The following is a 25,796-nucleotide window of genomic DNA, read 5'->3' as shown; positions in this document are numbered from 1 at the left end:
ATGTCATGCGCCGCCCTCAAGCACAGTGCGATGCCGCCATTGGCCCTTGAACGGTCAAAATGGAGGCGTACCATCGCAGCATCTGAAACTGAGTCTGCTTTCATTCGTCCGGGCTAATGTCCGGATCGGGCTGGATATTTTCCTTGAATACGGATGCAACCAGCGGCGCGGCCAAGCGCGGCAAATCGTTTGCCCATGTGGCGGAGGCTTCCTGGGGAAAGGGCCTCAGCACACTGCTGCGCATCGTGCGCATGACGCTGCGCCATCCCTGGCAGGTGGCGATCACCATCGTCTCGACCTTCATCGCCGCGACGCTACAGCTGTTCATCCCGCGCCTGCTGGGCCACGCCATCGACCAGGCGCAAGGCGTGGTGGCCGCTGGCGGCGGCGCGGCGGCGGAGCAGGCGCTTTGGACGACGGCAATCACGCTGCTCGTCGTCTCGATCCTGCGCGGCCTCTTCACCATGGCGCAGAACTATTACGGCGAGGCCGTCGGCCACCGCACAGGCTATGAGCTGCGCCTGGCCTTCTACGAGAAGATCCAGCGGCTGAGCTTCTCCTTCCATGACAGGGTCCACACCGGCGACCTCATCACGCTCGGCCTGCTCGACCTCGACGGCGTGCGCATGTTCTTTTCCACCGGCATATTGCGCGTGGTGCTGCTCGGTGTGCTGATCGGTGTCGGCTCCTACCTCCTGATCAGCACCGATATCGAGCTCGGGCTGCTCAGCCTGAGTTTTGTGCCGTTCGTCGCCTGGCGCTCCTCGGTCACGCAGCTCAGGTTGCGCAGCACCTGGCTGACGCTGCAAGAGCGCCTGTCGGTGCTGAGCCGGGTGATGGACGAGAATCTCGGCGGCATCCGCGTCGTGCGCGCCTTCGCCGCGCAACGGCACGAACTTGAAAAATTCGACCGTGCCAAAAAGTCGGCGCTGGAGCTTGCGGATCAGCGCGTCGACATCCGCGTCTCCAACACCAGCGCGATGAATTTTTCCTTCCTGGCGGCCATGGGGCTGGTGCTGTGGTTCGGCGGCCAGAAGGTGATTGCGGGCGAGATCAGCGTCGGCACGCTGGCCCAGTTCCTCACCTTCATGACCATCCTGCAGATGCCTGTGCGCCAGCTCGGCCTGATGGTCAATTCGTTTGCCCGCGCCTCGACCTGCGGCACAAGGCTGTTCGAACTGCTCGATGCGGAACTCGACATCCAGGATGCGCCCGGCGCCAAGGATCTCGTCGTCAGCGAAGGCGTGCTGCGCTTCGACAATGTCGGCTTCCGCTATGCGGGCACAGGCGGCCGGCCGGCGCTGTCGGGCATTTCCTTCGAAGCCAGGTCCGGCGAGAGCGTCGGCATTATCGGCCCGCCGGGCAGTGGCAAGTCGACCATCGCGCATCTGATCCCGCGCTTCTACGACGTGACGTCGGGCGCGATCACCATCGACGGGCAGGACATCCGCGAGGTCACGCTGCAATCGCTGCGCAAGGCGGTCGGCGTCGTGCAGCAGGACGCGTTCCTGTTCACCACCTCGGTCGAGAACAACATCGCCTATGGCAATCCGTGGGCACGCGAGACCCGCATCGGCCAAGCGGCCGAGTATGCCCAGCTGCACAACTACATCATCGGGCTTCCGGCCGGCTACACCACGGTCGTCGGTGAGCGCGGCGCCTCGCTTTCCGGCGGCCAGCGCCAGCGCCTGACCATCGCCCGCACCCTGATGCTGCGGCCTTCGGTTCTGGTCTTCGACGATTCTACCGCGGCGGTCGACGCCGGTACCGAGCAGCGGATCCGCACGGCGATGAAGCGCTTCGCCAAGGACCGCGTGACACTGATCATCTCGCACCGGCTGAGTTCGCTGATGCATGCCGACCAGATCCTGTTCGTCGAAAACGGTCGTATCGCCGAGCGCGGCACGCACGAGGAATTGCTGGCGCTCAAGGGACGCTACCGCGCGCTTTACGACCTGCAACTGCGGCCGGACGACGATTTGCCGATGGCCGTGGGAGCCGCATGATGTCGACACAGAACGACGACGAGAAGGAAGACACCAGCGGCCGGCCGACAAAGGCCGTCGTCGGCTCGCATCGCGACGAGGAAGAGGTTTTCGGCAAGGCCTACGATCCGCGCATCGTGCGCCGCATCTGGAGCTTCGTAAAACCGTATCAGGGCCGGATCTTCATCTCCGTCGCCGCAGTGCTGGTGTTCACGCTGACGCAGCTGGCGATCCCGCTGGTCATCCGCTACGCCATCGACCATGGCATGGCGGCGGGCCGACCCGACCGCGCTGTAATGAACTGGGCGATCGGCGCTTTCGCCCTGATCATCCTGATCAACTATGCCGCCAGCTATGTCCAGGAAAGCGTCGTCGGCAAGGTGGCCGAGAACGTGCTGTCGGACCTGCGCCGCGCCATGTTCAGCCATCTGCAACGTGTGTCGCTCAGTTTCATGGACAAGACCGAAGTCGGACGGCTGATGTCGCGCCTGCAGGGCGACGTCAATTCGATGCAGGAGTTCCTCGAGACGTCGGTGATGTCGGTCGGCGACATCGTGCTTCTGTTCGGTATCGTCACCGTTCTGCTCTGGCTCGATTTCCGGCTCGGCCTGCTGACGCTATCGACCATGCCGGCGCTGTTCATCGTGCGCCTGTTCTGGCTGCCGCGCGCCAAGGTCGCCTTCATGGCCGCGCATGAGACCAATTCGATCGCCAATGGCGCGCTCGCCGAAGGCATCCATGGCGTGCGCACGGTGCAGAGCCTGGAGCGCCAGCACGTCAATTTCGATCTCTATGACGAGAAGGTGTTGGCCAATCTCAGAACGCACCTTACCTCGGCGAAATATGCGCAGGTGATGGTGCCGATCGTCGACACGCTGACCGGCATTGCCATGGCGACGGTCATCGTTGGCGGCGGCTCGATGGTGCTGTCGCACAGCCTCGACATCGGCGTCATGGTGGCGTTCCTGTTCTACATCCAGCGTTTCTTCGACCCGATCCGCTCGCTCACCATGCAGTATAGCGTCATGCAGCGCGCCATGGCGTCGGGCCAGCGCATCTCCGAAGTGCTGGACGTGCCGGTCGACGTCAGCGACAGGCAAGGCGCGGTGGCGCTGACGCGCGACATGGACGGTTCAGTCGAGTTCAGGAACGTCACCTTCGGCTACCGTCAGAACCAGCCGGTGCTGAAAAATGTCTCGTTCCGCGTCAATCCCGGCGAGACCGTTGCCCTGGTCGGCCCTACCGGTTCGGGCAAGTCGAGCTGCATGGCGCTGGTGCACCGCTTCTACGATGTCTGGTCGGGCGATGTGCGGGTCGGCGGCCACGATGTGCGCGACGTCACGCAGGATTCGCTTGGCGACCAGGTGGCCATGGTGCTGCAGGAGCCGTTCCTGTTTTCCGGAACGGTGCTGGAAAACATCCGCTACCACAAGACTTCCGCAACCCGCGAAGAGGTGGTGCGGGCGGCGCAGGCCGTCGGCGCGCATGACTTCATCGAACATTTGCCGGACGGTTACGACACCGAGCTCGAGCAGCGCGGCGGCAATCTCTCGCTCGGCCAGCGGCAGCTGATCAGTTTTGCGCGTGCGCTGGTGGCGGACGCCAAGATTCTGGTGCTCGACGAGGCTACGGCCAGCATCGATTCCTACACCGAGATGCTGATCCAGAAGGCCCTGGTCACGCTGCTGGAAGGCCGCACCGGCCTAGTCATCGCCCACCGGCTTGCCACCATCCGCGGCGCCGACCGCATCATCGTGCTGCAGAATGGCGAGATCGTCGAAAGCGGCAATCATGAGCAGCTGATGGCGGCCAAGGGTCTCTATGCGCGGCTCTACAACATGAACTACGCTTCGTTCGACGATATGTCGGAGGAAGACACAGGCGCGCCGGCCGGCAAGGCGACGTGAGCAGGACGGACGCTGCGCTCAGCCGATGGTCGCCTTCGCGGCTAGTCGTGCCAGCCAATGGACAGGCCCTTGGTCCACATGCATTTTTCGACACCTCCCCTAAGGAAGCCTTTCAGGAGAGAGCGCCTGTCGCCACCGAGGCCGTGAAGATCGCCTTCCGTGACAGGCTCGCGTGTCAGCCGCTCGGCTTCATCAGGCGTCAGCGGCAGTTGGACCCAGCATTGCGGATCGTCGCCGCCAACCCAGTCAATGGTCTCGATGAAGACGGAAACGAAGCGCTGCGAACAGACGGGGCAGCCGAGCACCGAGGCGATCAGATGCGACTCGTCGATGAGCGTGGCCTGGTGAGACAGGCCGGCGCGCGCCTCCCAGGTGTCGTCCGGCGACATAGGCCAGCAGCGCTGGCAGCCGAAATTTCCCTCGGACGACGCGTCAGCCATCGATCCTCCTGCGCCTCGTTACATCCCGACCTTGCGTGATCCGGCCAAGGTCCTTGCAGCGCGGGTCGCATGCGATCATTTTCTAGGCCGCAATTCAATCTACAACAGCGGCTTCGATCCCCATAGCAGCCATGCGTAGAACAGCAGCAGCCCGCCGCCGATCTTGATCATGCGCGTCGAGAATGATGCTGCTCTAACGCCACGCGGAGTTGCGGATAACCGAGCAGAAATTGCCGCGGTGGAAATGCGGTTCCTTGCCGGCGATCACATCGGCCTTGACGTTGCCGAAGGTGGTGTCGGGCTTGTGCTTGATGCGGCTTGAACGGTTGAACAGCAGTTCGGTTTCTGTGTCGCGGATGAAGGTGTTGATGGCACGCTCCAGCTTGCTGTCGGGAATGGCGGCGGCCGCCGCCTACCGGCGGGTTCAGGTCGATGAGCTGCAGGCTGTGTCTTAAGGGCGATCCCGCACTGAATTCTCCGCCTAGGGCGCGATGCACGCTGCGGCTTGCACCTGAACCTCAGCAAACGCCGTCATGATGGGTTTCGTTCCCTAGCCGTCGCATGAAAATCGCTGGGGAACAGGACGGCTTGCCGCGAGTTTCTGTCTTCGAACCGCGCGGCGTGAATGGCGCGGCAGCGCAAGGAGACGGCATATGGGCCTGGGTACCATTCTTATTATCATCCTTATCATCGCGTTGCTTGGCGGCTTCAGCGGCCTCGGCGGCGGACCGTTTTACGGCACTGGCTATTATGGCGGCGGCGGTCTCGGGCTGGTGCTGATCATCATCATCATTCTGGTTGTTCTCGGGCGCATATAGCCTCGCCATCGGCGGCCGCCGGAGCTATGGCGGCCGCTCTTCGTTTGAAGACATTGGTTGGCAGCTGAAGACATGACGTCTGGAGACATTGGTGGCACGCAAACTCGACCTGCGCAGCGGTCGGCCGGTCTGGTTTGCCTATCGAGCGCCATCGGCGCCGACGGAGAAACTGACCCGCGATGTCAAGACCGACGTGCTGATCGTCGGCATGGGGATCAGCGGCGCCATGGCCGCAGAAACGCTGGCCGGCGCTGGCCATTCGGTGATCTGCATCGACCGTCGCGGACCCCTGCTGGGATCGACTGCGGCGACGACGGCGCTGGTGCAGTTCGAACTTGACCAGCCGCTGACGAAACTTTCGCCGATGGTCGGGAAGGCCGATGCCGGACAGGCATGGCGTCGGTCGCGGCTTGCGGTGTCCAACCTTGGCGGACGGATCGCCGAACTCGGCATCGACTGTCGCCTTACATCATCCCCTTCGCTCTATCTGGCCGGCGATGTACTCGACCCCTCCGCGCTGCGCGACGAGGCAGAAGCGCGCCGGCAGGTCGGCATCGGCGCAAGCTATCTGACCCGCAAGGTCCTCGCCGATGAGTTTGGTATCGATCGCGCCGGCGCCATCCTCAGCCACGGCAATCTCGCGCTCGACCCGCGCAAGCTCACGGCAGGCCTGCTGCTGAAGGCGCTGCAACGCGAGGCGCGCTTTTATGCACCGGTGCAGGCAACGGCGATCGAGGACAGCCGTGATCATGTCGTCGTCGCCACCAGCCTAGGTCCGACCATCACCGCGCGGCATCTTGTGCTGGCTACCGGCTACGAGCTGACCGACATCATCCCGAAGACCGCGCACAGCGTTGTCTCGACCTGGGCGATTGCCACGGCGCCGCAACCGAAAAACATCTGGCCGGGCGCGGCGCTGATTTGGGAGGCGTCGGAGCCGTATCTGTACCTGCGGACAACAGAAGATGGCCGCGTCATCTGCGGCGGTGAGGACGAGGAATTCATCGACGAGGCGCGCCGCGATGCGCTGATTGCCGACAAGGCGCAGCGTCTGGCAAAGAAGCTGCATCGCCTGCTGCCGCGGCTCGACGTCCGCCCCGAATTCGCCTGGACCGGCTCATTCGGCACCACGAACACCGGCATGCCCTATATTGGCGCACTGCCGTGCCACCCACGCATCCACGCCGTGATGGGTTATGGCGGCAACGGTATCACCTTCTCGCAGATCGCTTCGGAGATCGTTGCCTCGGCGATCGGCGGCATCGAAGACTCCGATGCGAAGCTCTTTTCATTCAGCCGGTCCTGATCGGCCGCTTCGCCCACCACGCCGTCGCCCAGGCAGTGATCTCTACAGCACGGCTGATGAAGCTTCGGTCTTTCAACGGCGCGGTTTAGGGTGTGCAACTGCTGACGCTTTTGAACGTCATTTCATTTTTGCAATCATAATCCGGAGGCCAGTCGTTGCTAATTCTGGTGCAAAATTGGGCGATTATGGCTTCCGCGCTATACCGGCCAATGAAAATATCGGGCTTTATCGAATTGTCGGTTTGCAGTCCGGAGAAAAAACTGATTTCCGATCCGCTTTTGCAGGCATAACCGATCATCAGATCGTCTTTCATCCGACCGGCAATCTGAGCGCAGCCTGCCGGTCCAGGAAGTGCATCCGAAATTTGAGTAATCTCCAGGCAGGTTCCGCGTTGCTGTTCGCGCCACTTCGAGTTCAAGGCGGGAAGATCATCCGCCAATGACGCCGTCGTCGCCGCGCCTAGAAATGTCATCTCGACAATGGCAGAAATCAGGAAAGCCTTCTTCATCGATACCTCTCCCGGTTACGTCCGGTGAGTATAGCATATTTGCAAGGTCTGGTGTGTGAGCGGCTTTACTGACGGAGATCTACGCGATCGCAGGCTCTACGGAGCGGGCGCTCCGGGTGCCGAGAAGAACCAGCGGAATGGCTATGGCATAGACGACCAGCACCGAGAGCCAGATGGCTCCGGGCCACTGCTTCTGGACAACAAAGTAGAAGGTCGAGAAGCCAAGCGGGGCAATGACGGAGGCGAGGCTGACGGCCGATGCCAGCACGCCTTGCAACTGGCCCTGGCGGGCGGGGTCGACCTGCCTCGTGGCAAAGGCCTGAAACGCCGGTGCGCCGATGCCTGCCAGAGCGAAGACCGGCATGATGGCAAACACCATCCAGCCGTGGCTGGCGAAAGCCATGGCGAGAAGGGCAATGCAGGCGAAGCCTATGCCGGTGACAACGGCCCAACGTTCGCCGAGCAGTCTGGCCGCCGGGCCGGGCAGGAATGTCTGCACCAGCGTCTGGCAGATGCCGAAGGCGCCCAACGAAAGGCCAATCCAGACACCGTTCCACTGGAAGGTGTCGAAGCCCCACAGCGCCCAGCAGGTGCCGTAAGCCTCGCCGGTGGCGCTCATGATGAAGAACACGAGGATGATGGGCAGCAGCCCTTTCATCGAGAACACCCAACGCAGCGGCGCAAGCGGGTTGAGCGCGGCCAGATCGAGCTTCTGGCGGGCCGGCGTGCGGGACTCCGGCAGGATGAAGAAGGCCAGCAGCAGATTGCAGGCGTTGAGCACGGCGGCAGCAATGAAAGGCAGCCGCAACCAATGCTCGCCGAGCAGTCCGCCGAGCACCGGTCCGATGATGAAGCCGGCGCCGAACACGGCGTTGAACAGGCCGAAGCGACGGGCGCGCTTGTCCTGCGGCGACACATCGGTGATGTAGGCCATGGCCACGGAGACGTTGGCGCTGGTCAGGCCGGCAATGGCGCGGCCGAGGAACAGCATCCAGAGCTGCGGCGCGAAGGCCATGACGATGTAGTTGATGGCCGCACCGGCGAGCGAAATGAGCAGCACGGGACGCCTGCCGATATTATCGCTCAAGGCGCCGAGCATGGGCGCGAAGACGAATTGCATGAGCGCATAGAGCGCGGTCATGATGCCGATGTAGGGTACGATGTCAGGGCTGTGTGTCACCTCTTGGAGGAGGCGCGGGAGGATGGGGAAGATGAGACCTATGCCGACGGCGTCGAGCCCGATTGCGGCGAAGATGACGGTAAGGGATTTGTTCATGGCGAAGGTTCTGTTCATGACGAGGAGTTGTTCATAGTGGGGCAGCGCGGTGAGGAGCTTGCCCGTGACGTGCCCTGTGGGCGCGGACCTGCTGGGTTTCTGCGGCGGGGTCGAGCGAAAAGGCTTGTTTTCCGGTCTGCCTGTTTCTATACTCGATACCAATCTGTACTCAGTACATATTAAATCAGGAGTGCCATGTCAATCCCGTCCGACCGCCGGTCCCGCAAGCGCCTCGCCACGCGGCAAACCATCTCCAATGCCGCCACGCTCCTGTTCTTCGAGCGGGGTTTCGATCAAGTGACGGTGGATGAGATTGCGGCGGCCGCCGATGTCGGGCGGATGACGGTGTTCAATCACTTCCCGCGCAAGGAGGACATGCTCTTCGACCGCGACGAGGAAGGCCGCGAGATGCTGCGCGAGGCTCTGCGGCAGCGCGATCCAGGCATCGCGCCGATCGAGGCGTTGCGGCTGTTCGCGCATCGCCTGGTTGCCGAACGTAGCCCCGTCGTCGAATTCTCCGCCAGGAGCCAGGGCCTGATCAGGACGGTCGAGGGCAGCGAGACGCTCAAGGCGCGGGCGAGAGCGATACGGGATGAGCTGGCGGACGTGCTGACGGTAGCGCTGACCGAAGGCGCGGGGCGTGATGCCGCCGACCCCGACGCCCGGCTGGGTGCGGCGCTGCTCCTGACGACATGGAGTGTGGCCTTCATCCAGGCGCACCGGACGTTTCGAGAAACCCGCGACAGCGGCCAAGCGAGCGCGGCCTTTCTCGCTCTCGTCGACAAGGGCAGCATCGGCCTGAAAGTCGCAATGGCAGGCACGCCTTACGCCTGAGCAATCGCCCGCTTCCGCCCTACGCGCGATCCAGCCCTGCGGCCCATTCGCAATTTTGTACCGAAGGGAATGGACGTGACGTATTTCATAGACTGTCGCAGCGTCAGTTCACATCGTGAACGATCGACAGCGATATTTGCTCGTCGCTGAGATCTGACAGGCCAGACGACGTCACATGGACCATGTGCGGCGCGCGTGGACGTTTTGTCAATAACATGGGCTTCGTTGACTTCTGCCGAATCCAATAAATCGACCTGTTTACTTGACAACACAGTAAATTCAGCACTTAATCAACACGTTCTTGTCATCCAATTATGGCCAATAAGAGCGGTTCTCGACGACATGGCGGTGGGCTCGTTCATTGTCACGAATACTGTGCTGTCGATATCGGGGCGCGTTGCGTTCGTTTGCCGTCACCTCAGAAATTTTGCCGAACTTGTCGCGGGCTTTGCTCCGCACCGAAGCGTTCGCGGAGATGATGGAGCAGCCCGGTGAGCAGCCCCGACATCAACGGCTCAATTGATTTCGTCGACGGTCCACCCAGCCGCCCCGTGGATATCAGCGTCCGGCTCGAGGACACGACCATGCTCGACGCGCCATCGATCGTGATGGCCGAGACGCACTACCGGCTTGAGCCCGGTTCGACGCAGCCCGTCGCGTTTGTGCTCTCGGTTCCTGACGAAGCAGTCGAAGAGCGGCGGCAATACACGCTGTCTGCGCGCGCCGGGTACCTTCCGGCCGGAGCGGATGACGCATCATTCGGCACAGTGTTGAGTTACCCGTGGCGGCTTGGGTCAAAGACGCCGCAGCGGCTGCGACTTCATTCTTTCGATCGAGACTGAGAGGGAGGGGAAAATGGCGGAAGACGGAGAACTCAAAGCGGGACCAGCCGTGCAAACCACATTTGCGCGGATCGGCAAGACAGTGCGCCCGGTTCAATACACAGTCGTCGACGGCCAGGCGGTGGTCGAGGGTTGCATTGTCTTGGGCAGCGCCAAGGAAGCGGCAGACACTCTTGCAGCCGTGCAACAATCGCCAGGAATGCTACGCAAGGGGGCGGTAGGACTTGGATCGGCCATCCTGAGCAAGAAGTTTCGCTGGCCGGGGGGCGTCCTGATCTTCGAAATGGCAGCGACGCTGCCGAAACCAGAGCGCGTCCATGACGCAATGGCCCACTGGTCTGCCAAGACCTCGATCAAATTCCAGCAGCGCGATCCCAGCAACCCCAAGCACAAGAACTTCGTCGCCTTCGTCCCTGGCTCCGGCTGCCGCTCGGCGGTGGGCATGCGCGGCGGGCGCCAGGAACTGCTGCTCGGGCCGGAATGCAGCGCAGGCAACGCCATCCATGAGATCGGGCATGCGCTCGGCCTGTGGCATGAGCAGAGCAGGATCGATCGCGACGCGCATATCCGCATCCGGTTCGACCGGATACAGGCCGGCATGGAGCACAATTTCACGCAGCACATTCACGATGGCGTCGATATCGAGGACTACGATCTCGATTCCATCATGCATTATCCACTCGTCGCCTTCTCCAAGGACGGCAAGCCAACCATCGAACTCGTCAAGGGCCATGCCGCTACCGTCGGCCAGCGCCAGGGTTTGAGCCCCGGAGACCGAGCCACAATCAAGAAGATGTACGGCTAGATGACCCTCGTATTCGATCGCCGCAGGAAGTTTAAAGGCCAGTCCCAGACGCACGCCTTTCTGGTGGGGGTGAGCGAGTATGCGCACCTGCCCAAAGCGACCGAGCCGCCTGATCCAAAGAAATTCAACCTGCTGCGGCTGGCCTCGCCGGCGCTCAGCACCTGGGAGATCTGCCGCTGGCTGGTCGCCAACGCGGATTCACTCGCCTGTCCGCTGGCAACTATACGTCTGGTGATGTCGCCGTCCGCAAAAGAAAAGCCAAAGCTCAAGCCAATCGATCTAGGCAAAGGGAAGCAGCTGACGCGGGAGGGGATCAACCCGGCCGACTGGAGGAACTTCGTCATTGCGGCCAAGGACTGGCGGAAAGCCGCCGCCGCAGATCCCGGCAGCATGACCTTCTTCTATTATTCCGGACACGGTCTCGAGCGCCTCGGCAGCCCGTTGATCACGCTCGCCGATTTCACCGACCCCGCAGCCGGCGGCGTATTGCAGTGCTCATGCGAGGTCACCGCCAATTTTATGCTCGGCATGGCGCCATCCAACGATCATCCGAACATCGCCAGGACGCAGTTCTATTTCGTCGATGCCTGCCGCGAGACCGTGATGGACTACCCCGGCCTGGCGAACCCGCCCGGCACGGTGTGGGATCCGCTCCCTGGCGTGGACGATCGTGCGACGCCGATGTTCATGGGTTCCTATCCCGGCTCCATCGCGCAAACGATCGCAGGCAAGAAGACTGACTTCTGCGACGCGCTCACCAAGTGCCTGGAGAATGGGGCCGAGAACGCGGATTTGAACGACCTGAAAAAGCGCTGGCCAGTCACGAGCTTCACCCTCAACACGGCGCTCAGCAATCACTTCACGGGGGCTAAAACCGGCCAATATGCGCCTGCGACAGGGACAACTTTCAAAAACGTGACACTGCGCTGGCTGACATCACCGCCGCAGGTCGAGTTCCGGCTGATCATCCGCCCCGATGCGGCGATCGAACGCACCGGGCTCGCGCTGGAGCGGGTGGGCGGCGGCTTCAGCCAGAACATTCCACCGTCGGCGGCGGACCATCCCTACGCTGTGACCTCGAAGGCCGGAATCTTCAAGCTGACGGCCGAGGCCGGAGCCGGGTTTAAAGCGGTCACCGACATGCAGCTCATCAACCAGCAGACGCCGAACTGGCCGATAAGCATGACTGCAATCCCGGGCCCCCCGCCAGCACCGCCGCTGGCGGCCCCACCCGCAGCCCCGCCAGCAGGCGGTGGGATGGGAGGCTGAGATGAGCGGCAAGCTGATCCTATCCGTGCCTGAGCGCCTGGGCGTCTCCGGCGCAACAGTCTCGATCCTGAACCACGATCTGCAGATCATCAGAACGCTTCACCAGCCTGCGGACGACATCGATCTGGCGCCGGGTTTCTACGCCGCCCGGGCACTGCTGCGCGATGGCACACTCCTGGAGACGGCATTCCAGATGCCGGCGTCAGGCGAGAATGCCGAGGTCGTTCTTTCGCAGGCCAGGGTTGGCGCCTTACTGGTCACCGAGGCCGACGACAACATTTCAGCACAAGGAGTTGCATCGCGTTTCGAATCCGATGCAGACGTCTTGGAAGGCATGGTTGCGGAAAGCGCGCCGGCACCCGCGCCTCGGGAACTGACGCTGGTGTCGATCGGCTTTGATGGGCAGACTTCCGCCGAGAGGCAAAAACTCTTTCGGGATCCCTCCGGCTGGGCCACGATTCCAGGAACCCCCCAACCGTGTTTTGTGCGAACCGAAAGCAATGATGGCCGCTATTTCTATGTGGCTGCGCCCGTTTCCCTGTCTGAAACGGCGCAGATTTCCTTCCCCGAGCCAGCATCAGGCAATTTTGCGATAAAGCTGCAGGATCCTGACGCCGATCTGTTCATCCGCTATCTCGAGGGCCGCCGGATCGAACAACTGTCGCTGATTTCGGATTATTGGCGCAGGGCAAGGGACCTGCTTTCCGACAAGCATGAATTTCCGGTGGCCGCTGCGGTTGGCGCCTACATCATGATGCTTGTGGGGCCGTCCGACGGACGCGAAAGCGAGAGCTCGTCGCCTGGAAACTGGCTCGATCAGTGGACCGACAAGCTTTATAGCGCCACGCCCTGGCTGACGGATGGGCTTTGCATCAGGGCCGAAGTGCTGGCGCGTCGCGGTGACCACCTTGCCGCGCTCGACCTTCTCTACAAATTGCCACAGCGCGGCCTGCCACTGTTCACACCCGGATTGCGTTTCGCTCTTGACCGGCTGAGCGGCTACCGCAATGCCGCAGCGGGAAAGCATTTCGACCAGGCCGAAAGCGGAAAGATAGGCACTGTTTTCGATCAGCTCTATCGAACCGCAAGCAATGCGAATTTCGACCGGCCGATCCTAAGTTTCCGTGAGTCGACCAACGCCTGGGAAAGCAGGAAGACGGCCAACGCGGCCGCCGTGCCGACATATCGTCCCCAAACAGTACCGCGCCCGCTAAGTGAGGTCACAGTGAGCAAGATTCAGGATCAACTGGCGCGCTTGCGCCGCTTCAACATGTCCGTGAGAACAAGGGACTTGGAACTTGCGGAGGAGAGTGCCGATCTTGGGGTCCAGACCGAGGCGCTGGAGATCGCGCAATCGCCCGAGGCGCTCGACCAGGCCGTCGAATTGGAGAGCATCGTCATGCGACGTGAGCGGCCTGTGCTGGCTATCCAGGACAACGTGACCAAGCTCACTTTTGTCGACAAGGCCGACAGCGAGATCTGGGAGGCACGGTTGAAGAAGGCCAAGCCTCTGCTCGACAACGCCATCCGTGCCGTCGGACGGATCAATCTTGTGGGCGGGCAGCTCGACTGGGTGGGCACCGGGTGGCTAGTCGCGGAGAACGTGCTCGTCACCAATCGCCATGTGGCCCGGGAATTCGCCGAGCGAAGGGGCGCTGGCTTCACGTTCAAGATGGGGGTGAGTGCGCCCATTGCGGCGAACACCGACTTTCTCGAAGAGATCGACAATCCCGACCAGCTTCTCTTCAAGCTTGTCAGGCCACTCCATATCGAAGATGCCTCGGGATATGACGTTGCCTTTTTCGAGATCGAGGTGATCTCAGGAGACGCGAAACTCGCAAGCCCCATCGAGCTTGCAACGACCATCACACAGACCGAAAATGTCGCAACCATCGGCTACCCCGCTTATGACAGCCGCATTCCCGAACCGGAGTTGATGGAGCGCATCTACGGAAATATCTACAACAAGAAACGGCTTGCCCCCGGCGGCGTGACCCGGGTGGAGCCGACACGTATCTGGCATAACTGCACGACACTGGGCGGCAATTCCGGGTCGCTGGTCTTCGATCTCGACAAGGGAAACGCCATCGGCCTGCATTTCAGCGGCAGTTTCCTTTCGACGAACTACGCCGTGCGCGCCGATGTGGTGAAGAAACTGCTTGACGATGTGCGGACTCACCGTGTCCCGCGCCGCACGGAGACGCCGTCTCGCGATGCGCCCCCGACGCCGCAGCGCCGCCCCTCGACCGTCGTGCGCCAGAGCATCAGCGGCAACAGCCTGACGATCCCGTTGACTTTGCGCATATCGGTGGAGCTCGATCGCGGCGGTCCGCTGGCGCCAGTGTTGGCGCGAAGCAGGGTGACGGACAGCGGTGCAGACGACTCGGACATGATCGACGACGGCACGGAGGCGGTCGCCGAAGACTATCGCGACCGCGGCGGCTACGACCCTGCTTTCCTCGGCGACGTATTCAGCGTCGACATGCCGACGGTGATACGCGGCGCCGACGACATTCTTGAGTTCCAGGAGGACGGCGTTTCCAAGACGGAGCTTCGGTACGAACACTATTCCGTCATCATGAGCCGCAGCCGCCGCATGTGCTTTCTGAGCGCCTGCAACATCGACGGCAATCAGTCCAAGAAGAGCGCCCGCGTCGCCTGGAAATGGGATCCGCGCATTCCCAAAGAACAGCAGATCATGAAGGAATGCTACGGCAACCCGCCGAAGTTCAGCCGGGGGCATATGACACGGCGGGAGGATCCGGGCTGGGGTTCGCCGGAAATTGCCAAGCGCGGCAATGAAGATTCCATGCACGTCACCAATGTGACGCCGCAGATGCAGGCCTTCAACGCCCCAATATGGCTGGCGCTCGAGGACTATGCGCTGCAACATGCCCGCGAGGATGCGATGAAGATTTCCGTCTTCACCGGCGCCTATTTCGCAAAAGCCGACCCGGAGATGTATGGCGTCCGCATACCGGTGGCCTTCTGGAAGGTCATCGTCTTCATCCACGATGACACCGGCAAACTCTGCGCGACGGGGTACGAGATGGACCAGCAGCAAAGTCTGTTGCCGGAAGAGGAATTCGTGTTCGGGGCTTTCACCTCGCCCCAACTCGGCACCGCGACACAGGTTTCCATCCGCAGCATCGAAGCGCGCAGCGGCATTAATTTCGGCAAGCTCGCCGCTGTGGATCCTTTGGCCGGCGATGAGGAAAGCGTATCTGCAGGCGGCACTGCGTTGCCACTTCTTGCAATGGAGCAAATCCGGTTCCTTCGTTGACAGACGACCATCATGGAAGAACCGGACTGACGCGCATTCTGTGGATCAGGCCAGGTCCGTAGATGCGTGCGCCTAACGCCCATGGCGGTTCCTGGCGTGGAAGACACCGCCAGGAACCGGCCTCTCAAACCCGCCGTAGCTCCGCCAACAGAAACACCACCAGCACGCAACACAGCAGGCCGAGCGACGATGGCAGTCCCTGATGTCCGGTCAACTGCATTGCCAGCCCTGCCACGGGCGAGCCGACGATGCCGCCTATGCCCCATACGAAGGCGAAGGCGGCATTGCCAGCGATCAAGGCTTGGCCGGTGAAACGCTCGCCGAGCTGGATCAGCGATAGCGTGTAGATCCCGAACGAGACCCCGCCCCAGACGAAGAACAGCGGCCAGATGAGCCAGGTGTCGAAGAGCAAGGGCAACAGCAGGCAACCGGCCAGGCAAGCCAGGACACAGAACAGCATCATCCGCTTCGAGCCAAACCGTTCGGCCGCGCGCCCGAGCACAATCTGCAGCAGGGCATTGCCTGCGATGAAACAGGTGATCAGCGACGCGATGCGCTGCTCGGCGCTGCCGAGCGCGGCGCCATAGACCGCGAACAGGGACAGCAGAACCTGTTCGAAGGCGGCAGCAGTGAAAACCGCGAATAGAAGCAGCGGCGCCAGGGCGAAGAAGCCGCCGACCGATACCGCCTCGCCCTCACGGGGCATATCGGGCAGGCGCGGCGCCACCGCAAGCACGATCAGGCCGCAGACCAGGAAGGCCGCGCTGCCGATGATGAAAGGCGGCCACCCTTGCGTGCCGACCAGGCCGAGCGACAGCGGACCGAGGCCGAAGCCTGCCGAAACGACGGAGGAGTAAAGGCCCATGATGCGGCCCCGGCGCGTGGCGGGCGTGATCGAGACCAGCCAGGTTTCGCTGATCACGTAGAGCGGATTGGCAAAGAAGCCGAGCAGGAAGCGCAGCGGCATCCAGGCCCAGACGTCCTGCGTCCAGGCAATCGCGATCAGGGCGGTTGCCGCCAGGATGGAACACAGGACCGCAAAGCGCACCGCACCCGCGCGCCGGACCAGCGCCGGCGTAAAGAGCGACGAGACAATGAAACCCAGTGGGGTCATCGCGGCAGAGAGGCCGATCAGGCCCGGTGTCGTCCCCTGCCGTTCCAGGATGAAGCTGAGCAGCGGATAGGTCAGGCCCTGTGCCACGGCGAACACCGTGACGGTCGCGATGATGGCGGCCATCGCGGCCCACGGGATGCGGCTCTCTCGCGGTGACGTCGCGTCTTCGGCGCTCATGCAACCTTCGAAGCAGGATCGGCAAACTTCGGCAAGTGCAAATGCCGGCGAGGCGTCGTGGCACGCGCAAACGGGCGAGCCGGTATCATCCGCGGCATTCGGCTTACACCTGCCAGAAGCGTTTGACGATCTCGGCCTCGACCTGGCGTCTGGTCAGACCGATATCGTCGATCAGATGCGGATTGGCCTCCGCCATCTGCTTCAGGTCCCAACGAAAGCGTATGCGCTCGCGCCAGGCGGCAATCATGCCTCGCGGGCTCCGGCGAGATGACGCCACGGGTTTTTCCGGCCAGGCTGCCGGAGCAGAAGCAAGAGTATCGTTCATGGCAACCTCCATTCGGTTTGAGGGGGCAAGAACCCTCGATAGGAGGCTGAACTCTGCAGCATGCGGACGGCGCCGTAATTAAGCCTTCCCAAATAGTTCTCAAAACTTCCAAACCGGTTATAGATGCGCGCTATGCAGGGATCGCGCTTTGCCTTTGGTCCGTTCGTGCTTGATCCCGGTGCGGGAACGCTCCTTCGGGACGATGTTCCCGTCGCCGCCGGCCACCGCGGACTGCAGCTGCTGGCGGCGCTCGTCGCCCGGCCCGGCGAGATCCTGGCCAAGGCCGAGTTGATGGACGCGGCATGGCCAGGCACGGCCGTCGAAGAAGGCAACCTCACGGTCCAGATCGCGCAATTGCGCAAGCTGCTGGGTCCGGCCGCAAACGGCGGTGAATGGATATCGACGGTTCCGCGCGTTGGCTATCGCTTCACCGGCGCCATCGAACAGCTCGGTGATGCGAAGCGACAGGCTTTGCCGCTGCCCGGCAAGCCGTCGATCGCCGTGCTGCCTTTCGCCAATTTCAGCAACGACCCGGAGCAGGAAGCCTTCGCCGACGGGTTGACCGAAGACCTGATCACCGACCTGTCGCGGATCGGCGGCCTGTTCGTCATCGCGCGCAACTCGACCTTTGCCTACAAGGGCAAGGCGGTGGACGTGCGTGAGATCGCCGAGGATCTTGGCGTGCGCTATCTGCTGGAGGGCAGCGCCAGACGCGCCGCCGGGCGCGTCCGCATCAATGCGCAGCTGGTCGATGCGCGGAGCGGCGAACATCTGTGGGCGGATCGCTTCGATCGCGGCCTGGAAGATATCTTTGCCGTCCAGGACGAGGTGACGGCCAAGATCGTCGAGGCGCTGCTTGGCCGGCTGCGCGCTCCGCTGCCGCGCAATAGGCCCAGAAATCTCGAGGCCTATGATCTGTGTGTACGGGCACGCAAGCTGATCGACGTCTCGCCGGAGACGGCGCGCGAAGCGCATCTGATGCTGACGCGCGCGGTTGCGCTCGATCCGGACTATGCCGAGGCCTATCGCTGGCTTGCCATGAACCACTGGATGGGATGGGTACATTGGGGCGAACCCATTGAGCCTGCCCGCAGCCTTGCCCTGGATCTGGCGCGCAAGGCGGTGGCGATCGACCCCAACGATGCCGGCTGCCACTGGGTGTTGGGCAACTTGCTTGCCTATGAGCGCAGGTTCGACGAGGCGGACGTGGAATTTGCCAAGGCGTTCGAGCTCGACCCGAACGACGCCGACGCCTGGGCGACATTATCCGACATCACGACCCTGGCCGGGCAGGTGGAGGAGGGCCTCGAGCAGATCCGCAAAGCGTTCCGCCTGAACCCGTATCCGGCAAGCTGGTACTATCTGACGCTCGGCCAGGCGCAATATGCGGCGCGTGACTACGAAGCCGCCGTCGAGACGCTGCGCCGGGACGAGACGTATCGGACAAGCTCGCGCCGTTTCCTGGCGGCAAGCCTTGCCCAACTCGGCCTGCTCGACGAGGCGCGCGCCGAGGTCGAAATGTTCCTCGTCAGCAACCCGCATTTTACCACCCGCCACTGGGTCATGACCGAGCCATTCCGCGACACTGCCACGCTCGAACATTTCGTCGACGGCTTCCGCAAGGCCGGCCTTCCGGAGTGACGGGCCGGCGGCGAGCTGTCGCCTACCGCACCGTCGCCTTTGCGTAGCGGCCGGGCGGCTGGCCGACATGACGGCTGAAGGCGGTGCTGAAGGTGCTGGCTGAGCCGTAGCCGACGCGCTCGGCGACCTCGGCGATGTCAATCTCCTGCCGGCGCAGCATGTCTTTGGCCAGCGCCATGCGCCAGGCCAGCAGATACTCCATCGGCGGCACGCCGACATAGCGGCTGAAGCGGTCGAAAAAGGCCGACCTGGAGAGCGCCGCCTCCTTTGCGAGCTCCGCCATCGTCCAGGGACGCGCCGGATCGGCATGCATCTGCCGGATGGCTTCGGCCAGCCGAACATCCCCCAGTCCGCGCAGCAGTCCGGCTGGCGCATCCGGCGTTTGCGTCAGCCGCAAGGATTCGACCAGCAGGATCTCGATCAGCCGGGTCAGCACCAGCTCGCGTCCCGACTGGCGTCGGGCGGCCTCCTCGATCAACAGCTTCACCAGGATCGACAGGCGTTCGACGCCGCGGACATGGATCTGATCCGGCAGCAGTGAAACCAGCAGTCCGGAATCCTCGCTGTCGAAGATGAAGTAGCCGCCGAGGATGCGGACGCTCGGCCGCCCGTCCTGCGCGCCATGGCGAACTTCGCCTTCCGCCGTCAAGGCCGCGACATGCGGATCGATGATCTCGGGGGTGACTGGCTCAAAACCCGTCATGGTGAAACCCGGTGTCTTCGGCAGCAAGATGAAGTCGCCTGCCTCCAGCGTGAGCGCCTGTTGTCCATCGACGACCAATCGGCATGCGCCTTCGATCACGATGGCGAAGCTCGGATGGCCAAAATCGCTATAGCGGACGCCCCAGCGGCCGGCGCCGCTAATGCCCTTTGTGAACACGGCCTGAGGCCGGAGCAGTTCAATGATTTCGGAGAGCGGATCTACCATTGAATGGACTTTTCCAAACAAAGGGCCGCCGTCAATTGTCGATAGTCCCTGCCCCAAAGCTGTGGCTATAGTCTTAGGTCTCAAGGGTGGTTGTCGATATCAAAGACGATTGCCTGTCGCCCTTCGGCATTTCCAGCTTTCAGCCGGACCAATGCGTCGGTTGCCTCGGCCAGCGTGACGCGCTGGACCTGGGCCTCGAAGGGCTGCGCCTCATGCAACTGGATCAGCTCGCGCATCTGCGCGCGGGTGCCGACGCTGGTCCCGGTTATCCAGACACCGCTTGCCGTAAGCCACTCCTGGCTGAGCGGCACCGGCTGCGAGACCATGGCCGCCGCGACGATCCGGCCGCGCGGACGGATTGCCGCGACCATGGCATCCCAGCTTGCCGGCGTCGGCGCAAAATTGATGCAGACATGCGCACGCAAATTCACCGGCCAGGTCCCGGCGAGTTCGGGCGAGGCAAGCAAAGTGTGCTCGGCGCCGAGGGAAGCTGCAAGGCGAAGCTTGGCTTCATCCGTGTCGATGGCGACGACCACTGCGCCAAGCCGCCGGGCGATCTGGATGGCATAGAGGCCCAAGCCACCACAGCCGAAGACGGCACAAACCTCTCCTCGTCTGACCCCTGCCCGCTGCACGGCGCCAAAAGCGGTCAGGCCGGCGCACATCAGCGGCGCCAGCACCGCCGCATCGCCCTCATCCGGCAGTCGCGCGGCAAAGCGCGCATCGGCAACGACATATTCGGCAAAGGTGCCTGCAACATCAAAGCCGTGCGCGCGCTGGTGCTGGCAGAAAGACTCCATTTCGGCGTGGCACTCGTCGCAGTGGCCGCAGGTGTCGTGAAGCCAGGCGACGCCGACACGCTCGCCGAGGCGCCAGTCGATGACGCCGGCACCGAGCTGCACCACCCTGCCGACGCCTTCATGGCCGAGGATAGAAGTCGACTGCCCCGATGCCGGCCGCACATGACCTTGCCAGACATGCACATCGGTATGGCATATGCCGCTCGCTTCCAGGCGAACCAGTATCTCTCCAGGACCGGGTTCCGGCCGCTGCACAGTCATGATGCGCAGCGGCTGACCCGGGCTCTCCAGCACGGCTGCGAGCATGCTCCGGCTCATCTAGAGACCCAGCGCGCTTTTCACGACCGACAGGCTTGGCTGACCGTCAAGGGTCGAGACGCCGTCCAGCCATTTCGCCAGCTTGTCGGGGTTGCGCTTGATCATCTCGCGGGCGGCTTCGTCGGCGGATTTCCCCTCGCCCAAAATCATCCGCATGCCGTAGTTTTCATAGGTGAGGTCGAAGGTCAGGTTGGCGAACAGCTTGGCCGCGTTCGGGCATTCCGCCGAAAAGCCGTTGCGGGCGATGGTGCGGACCGTGGCGCCACCGAAGTTCGGCCCGAACTCGATGTCCCCGCCCGACAAATAGGTGATCTTGTAGTCGAGATTCATCGGATGCGGCTCCCAGCCAAGGAACACGACCCAGCCCTTGTCCGCCACCGAGTTCGCGACCTGCGTCAGCATTGCCGCCTCGCTGGACTCGATGATCTGCCAGTCGCCGAGCCCATGGCGGTTGGCCGCCACCATGTCGAGCAGCGGCTTGTTCGAGCCCGCCTCGATGCCATAGATCTTGCTGCCGAATTTGTCGGCGTGGGCGGCGAGATCGTCGAAGCTTTTGATGCCCTGGTCCGCGACATATTGCGGGACGGCGAGCGTGTATTTGGCGCCCTCAAGATTGATGCCCAACACTTCGACCGATCCCTCGTCGAAATAGGATTTGTATTCCTCGTCCTGGACCGGCCGCCAGTTGCCGAGGAACACATCCATGTCGTTCTCCTTCAGCGCCGAATAGGCGACGCCAAGGCCGAGCAAGGTCTGCGAGGCGTCGTAGCCGAGGGCATCGAGGATCACCTCGGCGGTGGTGTTGGTGAGGGCGATATCGGTCCAGCCAAGGTCCGCCATGCGGACCTTCTGGCACTGTGCCGCGTCGGCGGCCATGGCGGGTGAAGCGATCAACCCCGAAAGCAAGGCAAAGATGACTGTCGTACGCATTCTTGGTTCCCCATTTTCTTGATGAGACGACTGCCAGCCAACGCTATGGCGTTTTCGCTGTATGTCAATATAGAATCTTGTATGAGCGTACAAAAATCTTATTTGCTAGAAAGGGAAATGGCGACTCAGGGCAAGCGAACCAGAATCGAGGACATACGGCGCGTCGAGCTGATCGCGGCCGCGCATCGCGTATTCCTCGAGCATGGGCTGCAAGGCATGACCTCGGCCCGCATATGCCGCGAGGCCGGTATGTCTCCGGGCATTCTCGCCTATTATTTCAAGGGCAAGGACGAGGTCCTGTTCGGCATGGTGCGCTACAACAACCGCCTGCTGATGGAAGATGTCATTGCGAGGCTCGCCGCGGCACGAACCAATTGGGCGCGGCTGGAAGCGGTCATCGAGGGCAACTTTCCCGCACAAGCTTTCACCCGTCCCATCGCCAGCGCTTGGATATCCGTCTGCGCCGAAGCCGGCGTGAACGAGCAATATGCACGGCTCCAGCGCGTGTTCCACCGGCGGCTGCGCTCCAATCTGGCCTCGGTGTTCGGCGGGATGTTCGATGCGGCGCGCCTGCATGAGGCGAGCCTGATCATCGCTGCCCTGCTCGACGGGCTTTGGCTGCGCAAGGCGGTTGCCGACGATATCGGACGCGACGAGGCCATCATCTTGGTGTTTCGGGGGATTCGCTCCTTGGTGAGCGACAAGGAAGAGAAGCTTCTGCGTTCAGACCGAGAACCCAAGCGAGCGGCTGCCCGGCGAAGGCAGCAATGAGCCCCTGCCGCACCTGGCGACAATGTTCGCCGGCGCGGCAGACACGGCGGCGGAACTAGGCAGCCACAGCATGGCGCGCCTGGCTCAATGCAACCGCGTCGGGTCCGGCGGGGAAACTGATCGTCGCGGTTTCATCATGCGCGGCGTTCCAGACCATTTCGGCGACGTCTTCGGGCACGGTGTGCGCCGTCGGCCGAGTCATCTCCGCGAAGATCTCGCTGGCATAGCCGGCATAGGCTTCGGGAATGAAGCGCTCGACATAGGATGCCGCATCGCGCGAAAAGGCCGTCGTCGGCCCGTAGCCCGGCTGGACCATCTTCACGCGGATGCCGAAATGATTGAGCTCGTTGGCAAGCGAGGCGGTGAAGCCGTCAATCGCCGCCTTGCTGGCGGTGTAGATGGCAACCAGCGGCATCGGCGCCAGTACGGCACTGGAGGTGACATTGATGAGCGTGCCCGAGCGGCGGGCGCGGAACTGCGGGATCACCGCCTGGGTCATGGCCATGACGCCGAACGTGTTGGTTTCAAAGACCTGGCGCGCGGTATCGATCGACGTCGCCTCGAAAGCGCCGAACATGCCGATGCCGGCATTGTTGACCAGCACGTCGATCGGGCCGGCCGCTTCGACCGCGGCCTTGATGCTGTCGGCATTGGTGACGTCGAGCGGCACGATATGGATGCGGTCGGATTTGGGCAGGATATCTTCACGCGGCGTGCGCATGGCGGCGACGACATTCCAGCCTTTGGCGTGGAAAAGCCTGGCGGTTTCGAGGCCGTAGCCCGACGAGGTTCCAGTGATAAGAGCGGTCTTCATGGCAATCTCCTTCGTTGTGGATGATGCCAAGATATCCCGCCAAAGCCGGACTATATATAATCCGAAGTCCGCAGATAGTTTGCAAAAGTCCAAATCGCACGATTGGACGGGCGAGATCGATAAGCCCGACAGCTCGCGATGTTTTTTCTAATTACACGAAGGCGCGTCCCGCCGGGTCAATAGCCCCGGCCATCGATCCACATGGCGTCCGGCACGACCACCAGCTTGCCAACAAAATCCTTGGCGATGAAGTCAGCCTGCGCCTTGTGGAAATCGGACAGTTTGTAGACGCCGCCAACCAGCGGCCGGATTTTCTTGGCCTCGATGTATCCAACAATGCGGCGGAAATCGGCGCGCGTGCCCTGGCTCGATCCGTGCAGCTGCAGCTGCTTCAGATACATCGTCCTTAGATCGAGCTGCACGACCGGGCCGGCGATGGCGCCGGCTGTGGTGTAGCGGCCCTCGGGCCTCAGGATGCGAAGCAAGTCGTTGAAGATCGCACCGCCGACGAGATCGGCCACCACGTCGATTGGCTGGCGGCCAGTGGCCTCGGCTACCGCGACGGGAAGATCGGCGACACCTCGGGTTATGACAGCCTCGGCGCCGATTTCGCGCACGGCCTGCTCCTTGCCCTTGCCGACGACCGCATAGGGAATGGCGCCGCGCGCCCGCGCCAGCTGTACAATGCCGGAGCCGACGCCACCCGACGCGCCGGTGACCAGCACGCGCTCGCCGGCTTTGAGCCCCGCCCGCTCCAGCATCTGCTCGCCGGTGAGGTAAGCGCAGCAGAAGGTGGCGAGTTCGACGTCGCTCATCTCGGTGTCGACGACATGTGCGTTTTCGGCCGGCACGGTCTGGTACTCGGCGTAACCGCCGTCGCGACCATGGCCCATATAATCGATGTCGGCGAGCGAATCGTCATCGCGGTTGTAGATCGAGAAATCGACCATCACCCGCTCGCCGATGCGGTCCGGCGAAACGCCTTCACCGGCGGCAGCGATGGTGCCGACCGTGTCGGTGCCCTGGATGCGCGGGAAGACAAGCGTGTTGCCCTGACGCCGCCAGGTCGAGACGGCAGCGGCGTCCTCCTCGGTGCCATAAGCGCCTTGCCGCACCCAGACATCGGTGTTGTTCATGCCGCAAGCACTGACCTTGACCAGCACGTCACCCGGGCCGGGCGCAGGCACTTTGACGTCTGTGCGATAGACGAGTTTCTCCGGTCCGCCGTGCCCGGTGAGCAGCACGGCGGCCATGGTGGCGGGAATGGTCTTGGTCATGGCATTCATGAATCGATTTCAGAGGTTGGCAAACACGCTGTTGACGGCATCCGCCGTCTTCGAGACGACGATGTCGGCTTCCTCACGCGTCAGACAGAGCGGCGGAGCGAAGCCAAGGATGTCGCCCTGCGGCATGGCGCGGCCGATGACGCCGCTGGCGGCAAGGGCTGTGGCCACCTGCGGTCCGATCTTCTGCGAAGCATCGAAGAACACGCGGTCATCCTTGTCGGCAACGAACTCGACAGCTGCCAGCATGCCGTCGCCGCGCACATCGCCCACGTTCTTGTGGCCGCCAACGGCCTTGGCGAGTTCGGCGCGGAAATAGGCGCCGGTCTCGCCGGCATTTGTCAGCAGGTCCATCTCGTCGATCAGTTCGAGATTGGCGACACCCGCGGCAACGCAAATCGGATGCGCCGCATAGGTCCAGCCATGGCCGAGCGAGCCGAGCTTGTCGGAACCCTGCACCAGCACCTGCCACATCTTGTCGGCGACGATGACGCCCGACAGCGGCGCATAGGCCGAGGTCAGACCCTTGGCGATGGTGATGAGGTCCGGCTTGATGCCGTAATGGTCGGAGCCGAACATGGTGCCGAGACGACCGAAGCCCGTCACCACCTCGTCGGCGACCAGCAGCACGTCATACTTCTTCAGCACAGCCTGGATCTTTTCCCAGTAGCCGGCCGGCGGTGGCACGATGCCGCCGGTGCCGAGGATCGGCTCGCCAATGAAGGCGGCGACTGTTTCGGGGCCTTCGGCCAGGATCATCTCTTCAAGCTTGTCGGCGCAATGCTGCGAGAACTGCTCCTCGCTCATCGAGCGGTCGGCGCGGCGGAAATAGTACGGCGCTTCGGTGTGCAGGATCGGCGCGCGCGGCAGGTCGAAAGCGTTGTGGAACAGGTCGAGCCCGGTCAGCGACCCCGTCATCACGCCCGAGCCATGATAGCCGCGCCAGCGCGAGATGATCTTCTTCTTCTCAGGGCGTCCGAGCACGTTGTTGTAGTACCAGATCAGCTTGATGTTGGTTTCGTTGGCGTCCGAACCGGAGAGGCCGAAATAGACCCTCGACATGCCCTTGGGCGCACGGTCGATGATCATCTTGGAAAGCCGGATCGAGGCCTCGGTGCCGTGGCCGACATAGGCGTGATAGTAGGCAAGGTTCTTCGCCTGGGTGACGATGGCGTCAGCGATCTTCTGGCGGCCATAGCCGACATTGACGCAATAGAGACCGGCAAAGGCATCGATGCTCTTCTTGCCATTGTTGTCCCAGACGGTGACGCCCTCGCCGCCGGCCATGATGCGCGTCGGGCTCTCGCCCCGCGCATGCGTGCCCATATGGGTCGAGGGATGGAAAAAGTGGTCGCGATCCCAGGCGTTGAGTTCGTTGGACTGGTCGAGCATTTTTGGACTCCTTGAGCGATGGCCGGACGG

23 protein-coding genes and 1 pseudogene are annotated in these 25,796 nt (G+C 62.7%); 12 read left to right on the top strand and 12 right to left on the bottom strand.

Annotated features, from left to right (window positions below; genetic code table 11):
- Window positions 1–116: 116 nt before the first annotated feature.
- Window positions 117–2,006 (top strand): ABC transporter ATP-binding protein, encoded by a 1,890-nt coding sequence (locus AC1DYO_RS21125; RefSeq protein ID WP_477266445.1) that lies wholly within the window; start codon window positions 117–119, stop codon window positions 2,004–2,006.
- Window positions 2,006–3,892: an ABC transporter ATP-binding protein gene (locus AC1DYO_RS21120; RefSeq protein WP_477266444.1), complete on the top strand. Its 1,887-nt coding sequence runs from the start codon at window positions 2,006–2,008 to the stop codon at window positions 3,890–3,892. Before AC1DYO_RS21125 ends, AC1DYO_RS21120 begins: the two co-directional genes overlap by 1 nt.
- Window positions 3,893–3,933: 41 nt before the next feature.
- Here the strand turns inward: AC1DYO_RS21120 and AC1DYO_RS21115 are convergent, their stop codons facing one another.
- Both AC1DYO_RS21115 and AC1DYO_RS21110 read right to left on the bottom strand, forming a co-directional pair.
- Window positions 3,934–4,332: a hypothetical protein gene (locus AC1DYO_RS21115; protein ID WP_477266443.1), complete on the bottom strand. Its 399-nt coding sequence runs from the start codon at window positions 4,330–4,332 to the stop codon at window positions 3,934–3,936.
- A gap of 193 nt (window positions 4,333–4,525) precedes the next feature.
- A pseudogene (locus tag AC1DYO_RS21110) lies at window positions 4,526–4,645 on the bottom strand (phosphohydrolase); the annotation flags it as partial.
- On the opposite strand from AC1DYO_RS21110, the gene AC1DYO_RS21105 reads away from it, so the two are divergent.
- From AC1DYO_RS21105 to AC1DYO_RS21095, 3 genes are all read left to right on the top strand, one after another.
- The gene (locus AC1DYO_RS21105) at window positions 4,587–4,787 is read left to right on the top strand and encodes a hypothetical protein (RefSeq protein ID WP_477266442.1); all 201 of its coding nucleotides are present in this window, start codon (window positions 4,587–4,589) and stop codon (window positions 4,785–4,787) included. The pseudogene AC1DYO_RS21110 and the gene AC1DYO_RS21105 overlap by 59 nt on opposite strands.
- 198 nt (window positions 4,788–4,985) lie before the next feature.
- Window positions 4,986–5,150 carry a DUF3309 family protein gene (locus AC1DYO_RS21100; protein ID WP_477266441.1) on the top strand — a complete coding sequence of 55 codons (165 nt, stop codon included), beginning with the start codon at window positions 4,986–4,988 and terminating at the stop codon, window positions 5,148–5,150.
- Between the two features lie 91 nt (window positions 5,151–5,241).
- The gene (locus tag AC1DYO_RS21095) at window positions 5,242–6,456 is read left to right on the top strand and encodes an NAD(P)/FAD-dependent oxidoreductase (RefSeq protein ID WP_477266440.1); all 1,215 of its coding nucleotides are present in this window, start codon (window positions 5,242–5,244) and stop codon (window positions 6,454–6,456) included.
- 85 nt (window positions 6,457–6,541) lie between these two features.
- Here AC1DYO_RS21095 and AC1DYO_RS21090 read toward each other — a convergent pair whose 3' ends face one another.
- A complete protein-coding gene (locus tag AC1DYO_RS21090; protein ID WP_477266439.1) occupies window positions 6,542–6,964 on the bottom strand; it encodes a hypothetical protein in 423 nt (140 codons plus the stop codon).
- A 79-nt stretch (window positions 6,965–7,043) separates the two neighbouring features.
- Window positions 7,044–8,240, bottom strand: coding sequence for a TCR/Tet family MFS transporter (locus tag AC1DYO_RS21085; protein ID WP_477266438.1), 1,197 nt, complete (start codon window positions 8,238–8,240; stop codon window positions 7,044–7,046).
- 195 nt (window positions 8,241–8,435) lie between these two features.
- Here AC1DYO_RS21085 and AC1DYO_RS21080 point away from each other — a divergent pair, with 195 nt between their 5' ends.
- The 5 genes from AC1DYO_RS21080 to AC1DYO_RS21060 all read left to right on the top strand — a co-directional run bounded on the left by AC1DYO_RS21080 (window position 8,436) and on the right by AC1DYO_RS21060 (window position 15,273).
- Window positions 8,436–9,074 (top strand): TetR/AcrR family transcriptional regulator, encoded by a 639-nt coding sequence (locus AC1DYO_RS21080; protein WP_477266437.1) that lies wholly within the window; start codon window positions 8,436–8,438, stop codon window positions 9,072–9,074.
- Between the two features lie 491 nt (window positions 9,075–9,565).
- Entirely contained in the window at window positions 9,566–9,916 is a 351-nt protein-coding gene (locus AC1DYO_RS21075; RefSeq protein WP_181061045.1) for a YbaY family lipoprotein, read from the top strand.
- A 13-nt stretch (window positions 9,917–9,929) separates the two neighbouring features.
- Window positions 9,930–10,721: a M12 family metallopeptidase gene (locus tag AC1DYO_RS21070; protein WP_477266436.1), complete on the top strand. Its 792-nt coding sequence runs from the start codon at window positions 9,930–9,932 to the stop codon at window positions 10,719–10,721.
- The gene (locus AC1DYO_RS21065) at window positions 10,722–11,990 is read left to right on the top strand and encodes a caspase family protein (RefSeq protein ID WP_477266435.1); all 1,269 of its coding nucleotides are present in this window, start codon (window positions 10,722–10,724) and stop codon (window positions 11,988–11,990) included.
- A 1-nt stretch (window position 11,991) separates the two neighbouring features.
- Complete coding sequence (locus AC1DYO_RS21060) at window positions 11,992–15,273, top strand: DNA/RNA non-specific endonuclease (protein ID WP_477266434.1); 3,282 nt, start codon at window positions 11,992–11,994, stop codon at window positions 15,271–15,273.
- A 124-nt stretch (window positions 15,274–15,397) separates the two neighbouring features.
- Here the strand turns inward: AC1DYO_RS21060 and AC1DYO_RS21055 are convergent, their stop codons facing one another.
- Complete coding sequence (locus AC1DYO_RS21055; protein ID WP_477266433.1) at window positions 15,398–16,564, bottom strand: MFS transporter; 1,167 nt, start codon at window positions 16,562–16,564, stop codon at window positions 15,398–15,400.
- A 103-nt stretch (window positions 16,565–16,667) separates the two neighbouring features.
- Complete coding sequence (locus tag AC1DYO_RS21050) at window positions 16,668–16,889, bottom strand: DUF1127 domain-containing protein (protein ID WP_477266432.1); 222 nt, start codon at window positions 16,887–16,889, stop codon at window positions 16,668–16,670.
- 123 nt (window positions 16,890–17,012) lie between these two features.
- Between AC1DYO_RS21050 and AC1DYO_RS21045 the strand changes: the two genes are divergently transcribed.
- On the top strand, window positions 17,013–18,530 hold the full coding sequence (locus AC1DYO_RS21045; RefSeq protein ID WP_477266431.1) for a winged helix-turn-helix domain-containing tetratricopeptide repeat protein: 1,518 nt from the start codon (window positions 17,013–17,015) through the stop codon (window positions 18,528–18,530).
- A 22-nt stretch (window positions 18,531–18,552) separates the two neighbouring features.
- Here the strand turns inward: AC1DYO_RS21045 and AC1DYO_RS21040 are convergent, their stop codons facing one another.
- The 3 genes from AC1DYO_RS21040 to choX all read right to left on the bottom strand — a co-directional run bounded on the left by AC1DYO_RS21040 (window position 18,553) and on the right by choX (window position 21,506).
- Window positions 18,553–19,458, bottom strand: a complete 906-nt coding sequence (locus AC1DYO_RS21040; protein WP_477266430.1) for an AraC family transcriptional regulator — start codon at window positions 19,456–19,458, stop codon at window positions 18,553–18,555.
- 80 nt (window positions 19,459–19,538) lie between these two features.
- Window positions 19,539–20,564 carry an alcohol dehydrogenase catalytic domain-containing protein gene (locus tag AC1DYO_RS21035; RefSeq protein ID WP_477266429.1) on the bottom strand — a complete coding sequence of 342 codons (1,026 nt, stop codon included), beginning with the start codon at window positions 20,562–20,564 and terminating at the stop codon, window positions 19,539–19,541.
- 12 nt (window positions 20,565–20,576) lie between these two features.
- On the bottom strand, window positions 20,577–21,506 hold the full coding sequence (gene choX, locus AC1DYO_RS21030; RefSeq protein WP_477266428.1) for a choline ABC transporter substrate-binding protein: 930 nt from the start codon (window positions 21,504–21,506) through the stop codon (window positions 20,577–20,579).
- 45 nt (window positions 21,507–21,551) lie between these two features.
- Between choX and betI the strand changes: the two genes are divergently transcribed.
- Complete coding sequence (betI, locus tag AC1DYO_RS21025) at window positions 21,552–22,277, top strand: transcriptional regulator BetI (RefSeq protein ID WP_477266427.1); 726 nt, start codon at window positions 21,552–21,554, stop codon at window positions 22,275–22,277.
- A 55-nt stretch (window positions 22,278–22,332) separates the two neighbouring features.
- Here betI and AC1DYO_RS21020 read toward each other — a convergent pair whose 3' ends face one another.
- The 3 genes from AC1DYO_RS21020 to AC1DYO_RS21010 all read right to left on the bottom strand — a co-directional run bounded on the left by AC1DYO_RS21020 (window position 22,333) and on the right by AC1DYO_RS21010 (window position 25,766).
- Complete coding sequence (locus AC1DYO_RS21020) at window positions 22,333–23,091, bottom strand: SDR family oxidoreductase (protein ID WP_477266426.1); 759 nt, start codon at window positions 23,089–23,091, stop codon at window positions 22,333–22,335.
- A gap of 176 nt (window positions 23,092–23,267) precedes the next feature.
- Window positions 23,268–24,377: an alcohol dehydrogenase family protein gene (locus AC1DYO_RS21015; RefSeq protein WP_477266425.1), complete on the bottom strand. Its 1,110-nt coding sequence runs from the start codon at window positions 24,375–24,377 to the stop codon at window positions 23,268–23,270.
- Window positions 24,378–24,386: 9 nt separating this feature from the next.
- Window positions 24,387–25,766, bottom strand: coding sequence for an aminotransferase (locus AC1DYO_RS21010; protein WP_477266424.1), 1,380 nt, complete (start codon window positions 25,764–25,766; stop codon window positions 24,387–24,389).
- Window positions 25,767–25,796 lie beyond the last annotated feature (30 nt).

Source organism: Mesorhizobium sp. P2_F5, from assembly GCF_056403715.1.
The sequence above is the reverse complement of the archived record's forward strand: the minus strand, read 5'-3'. Positions and strand labels throughout refer to the sequence as shown.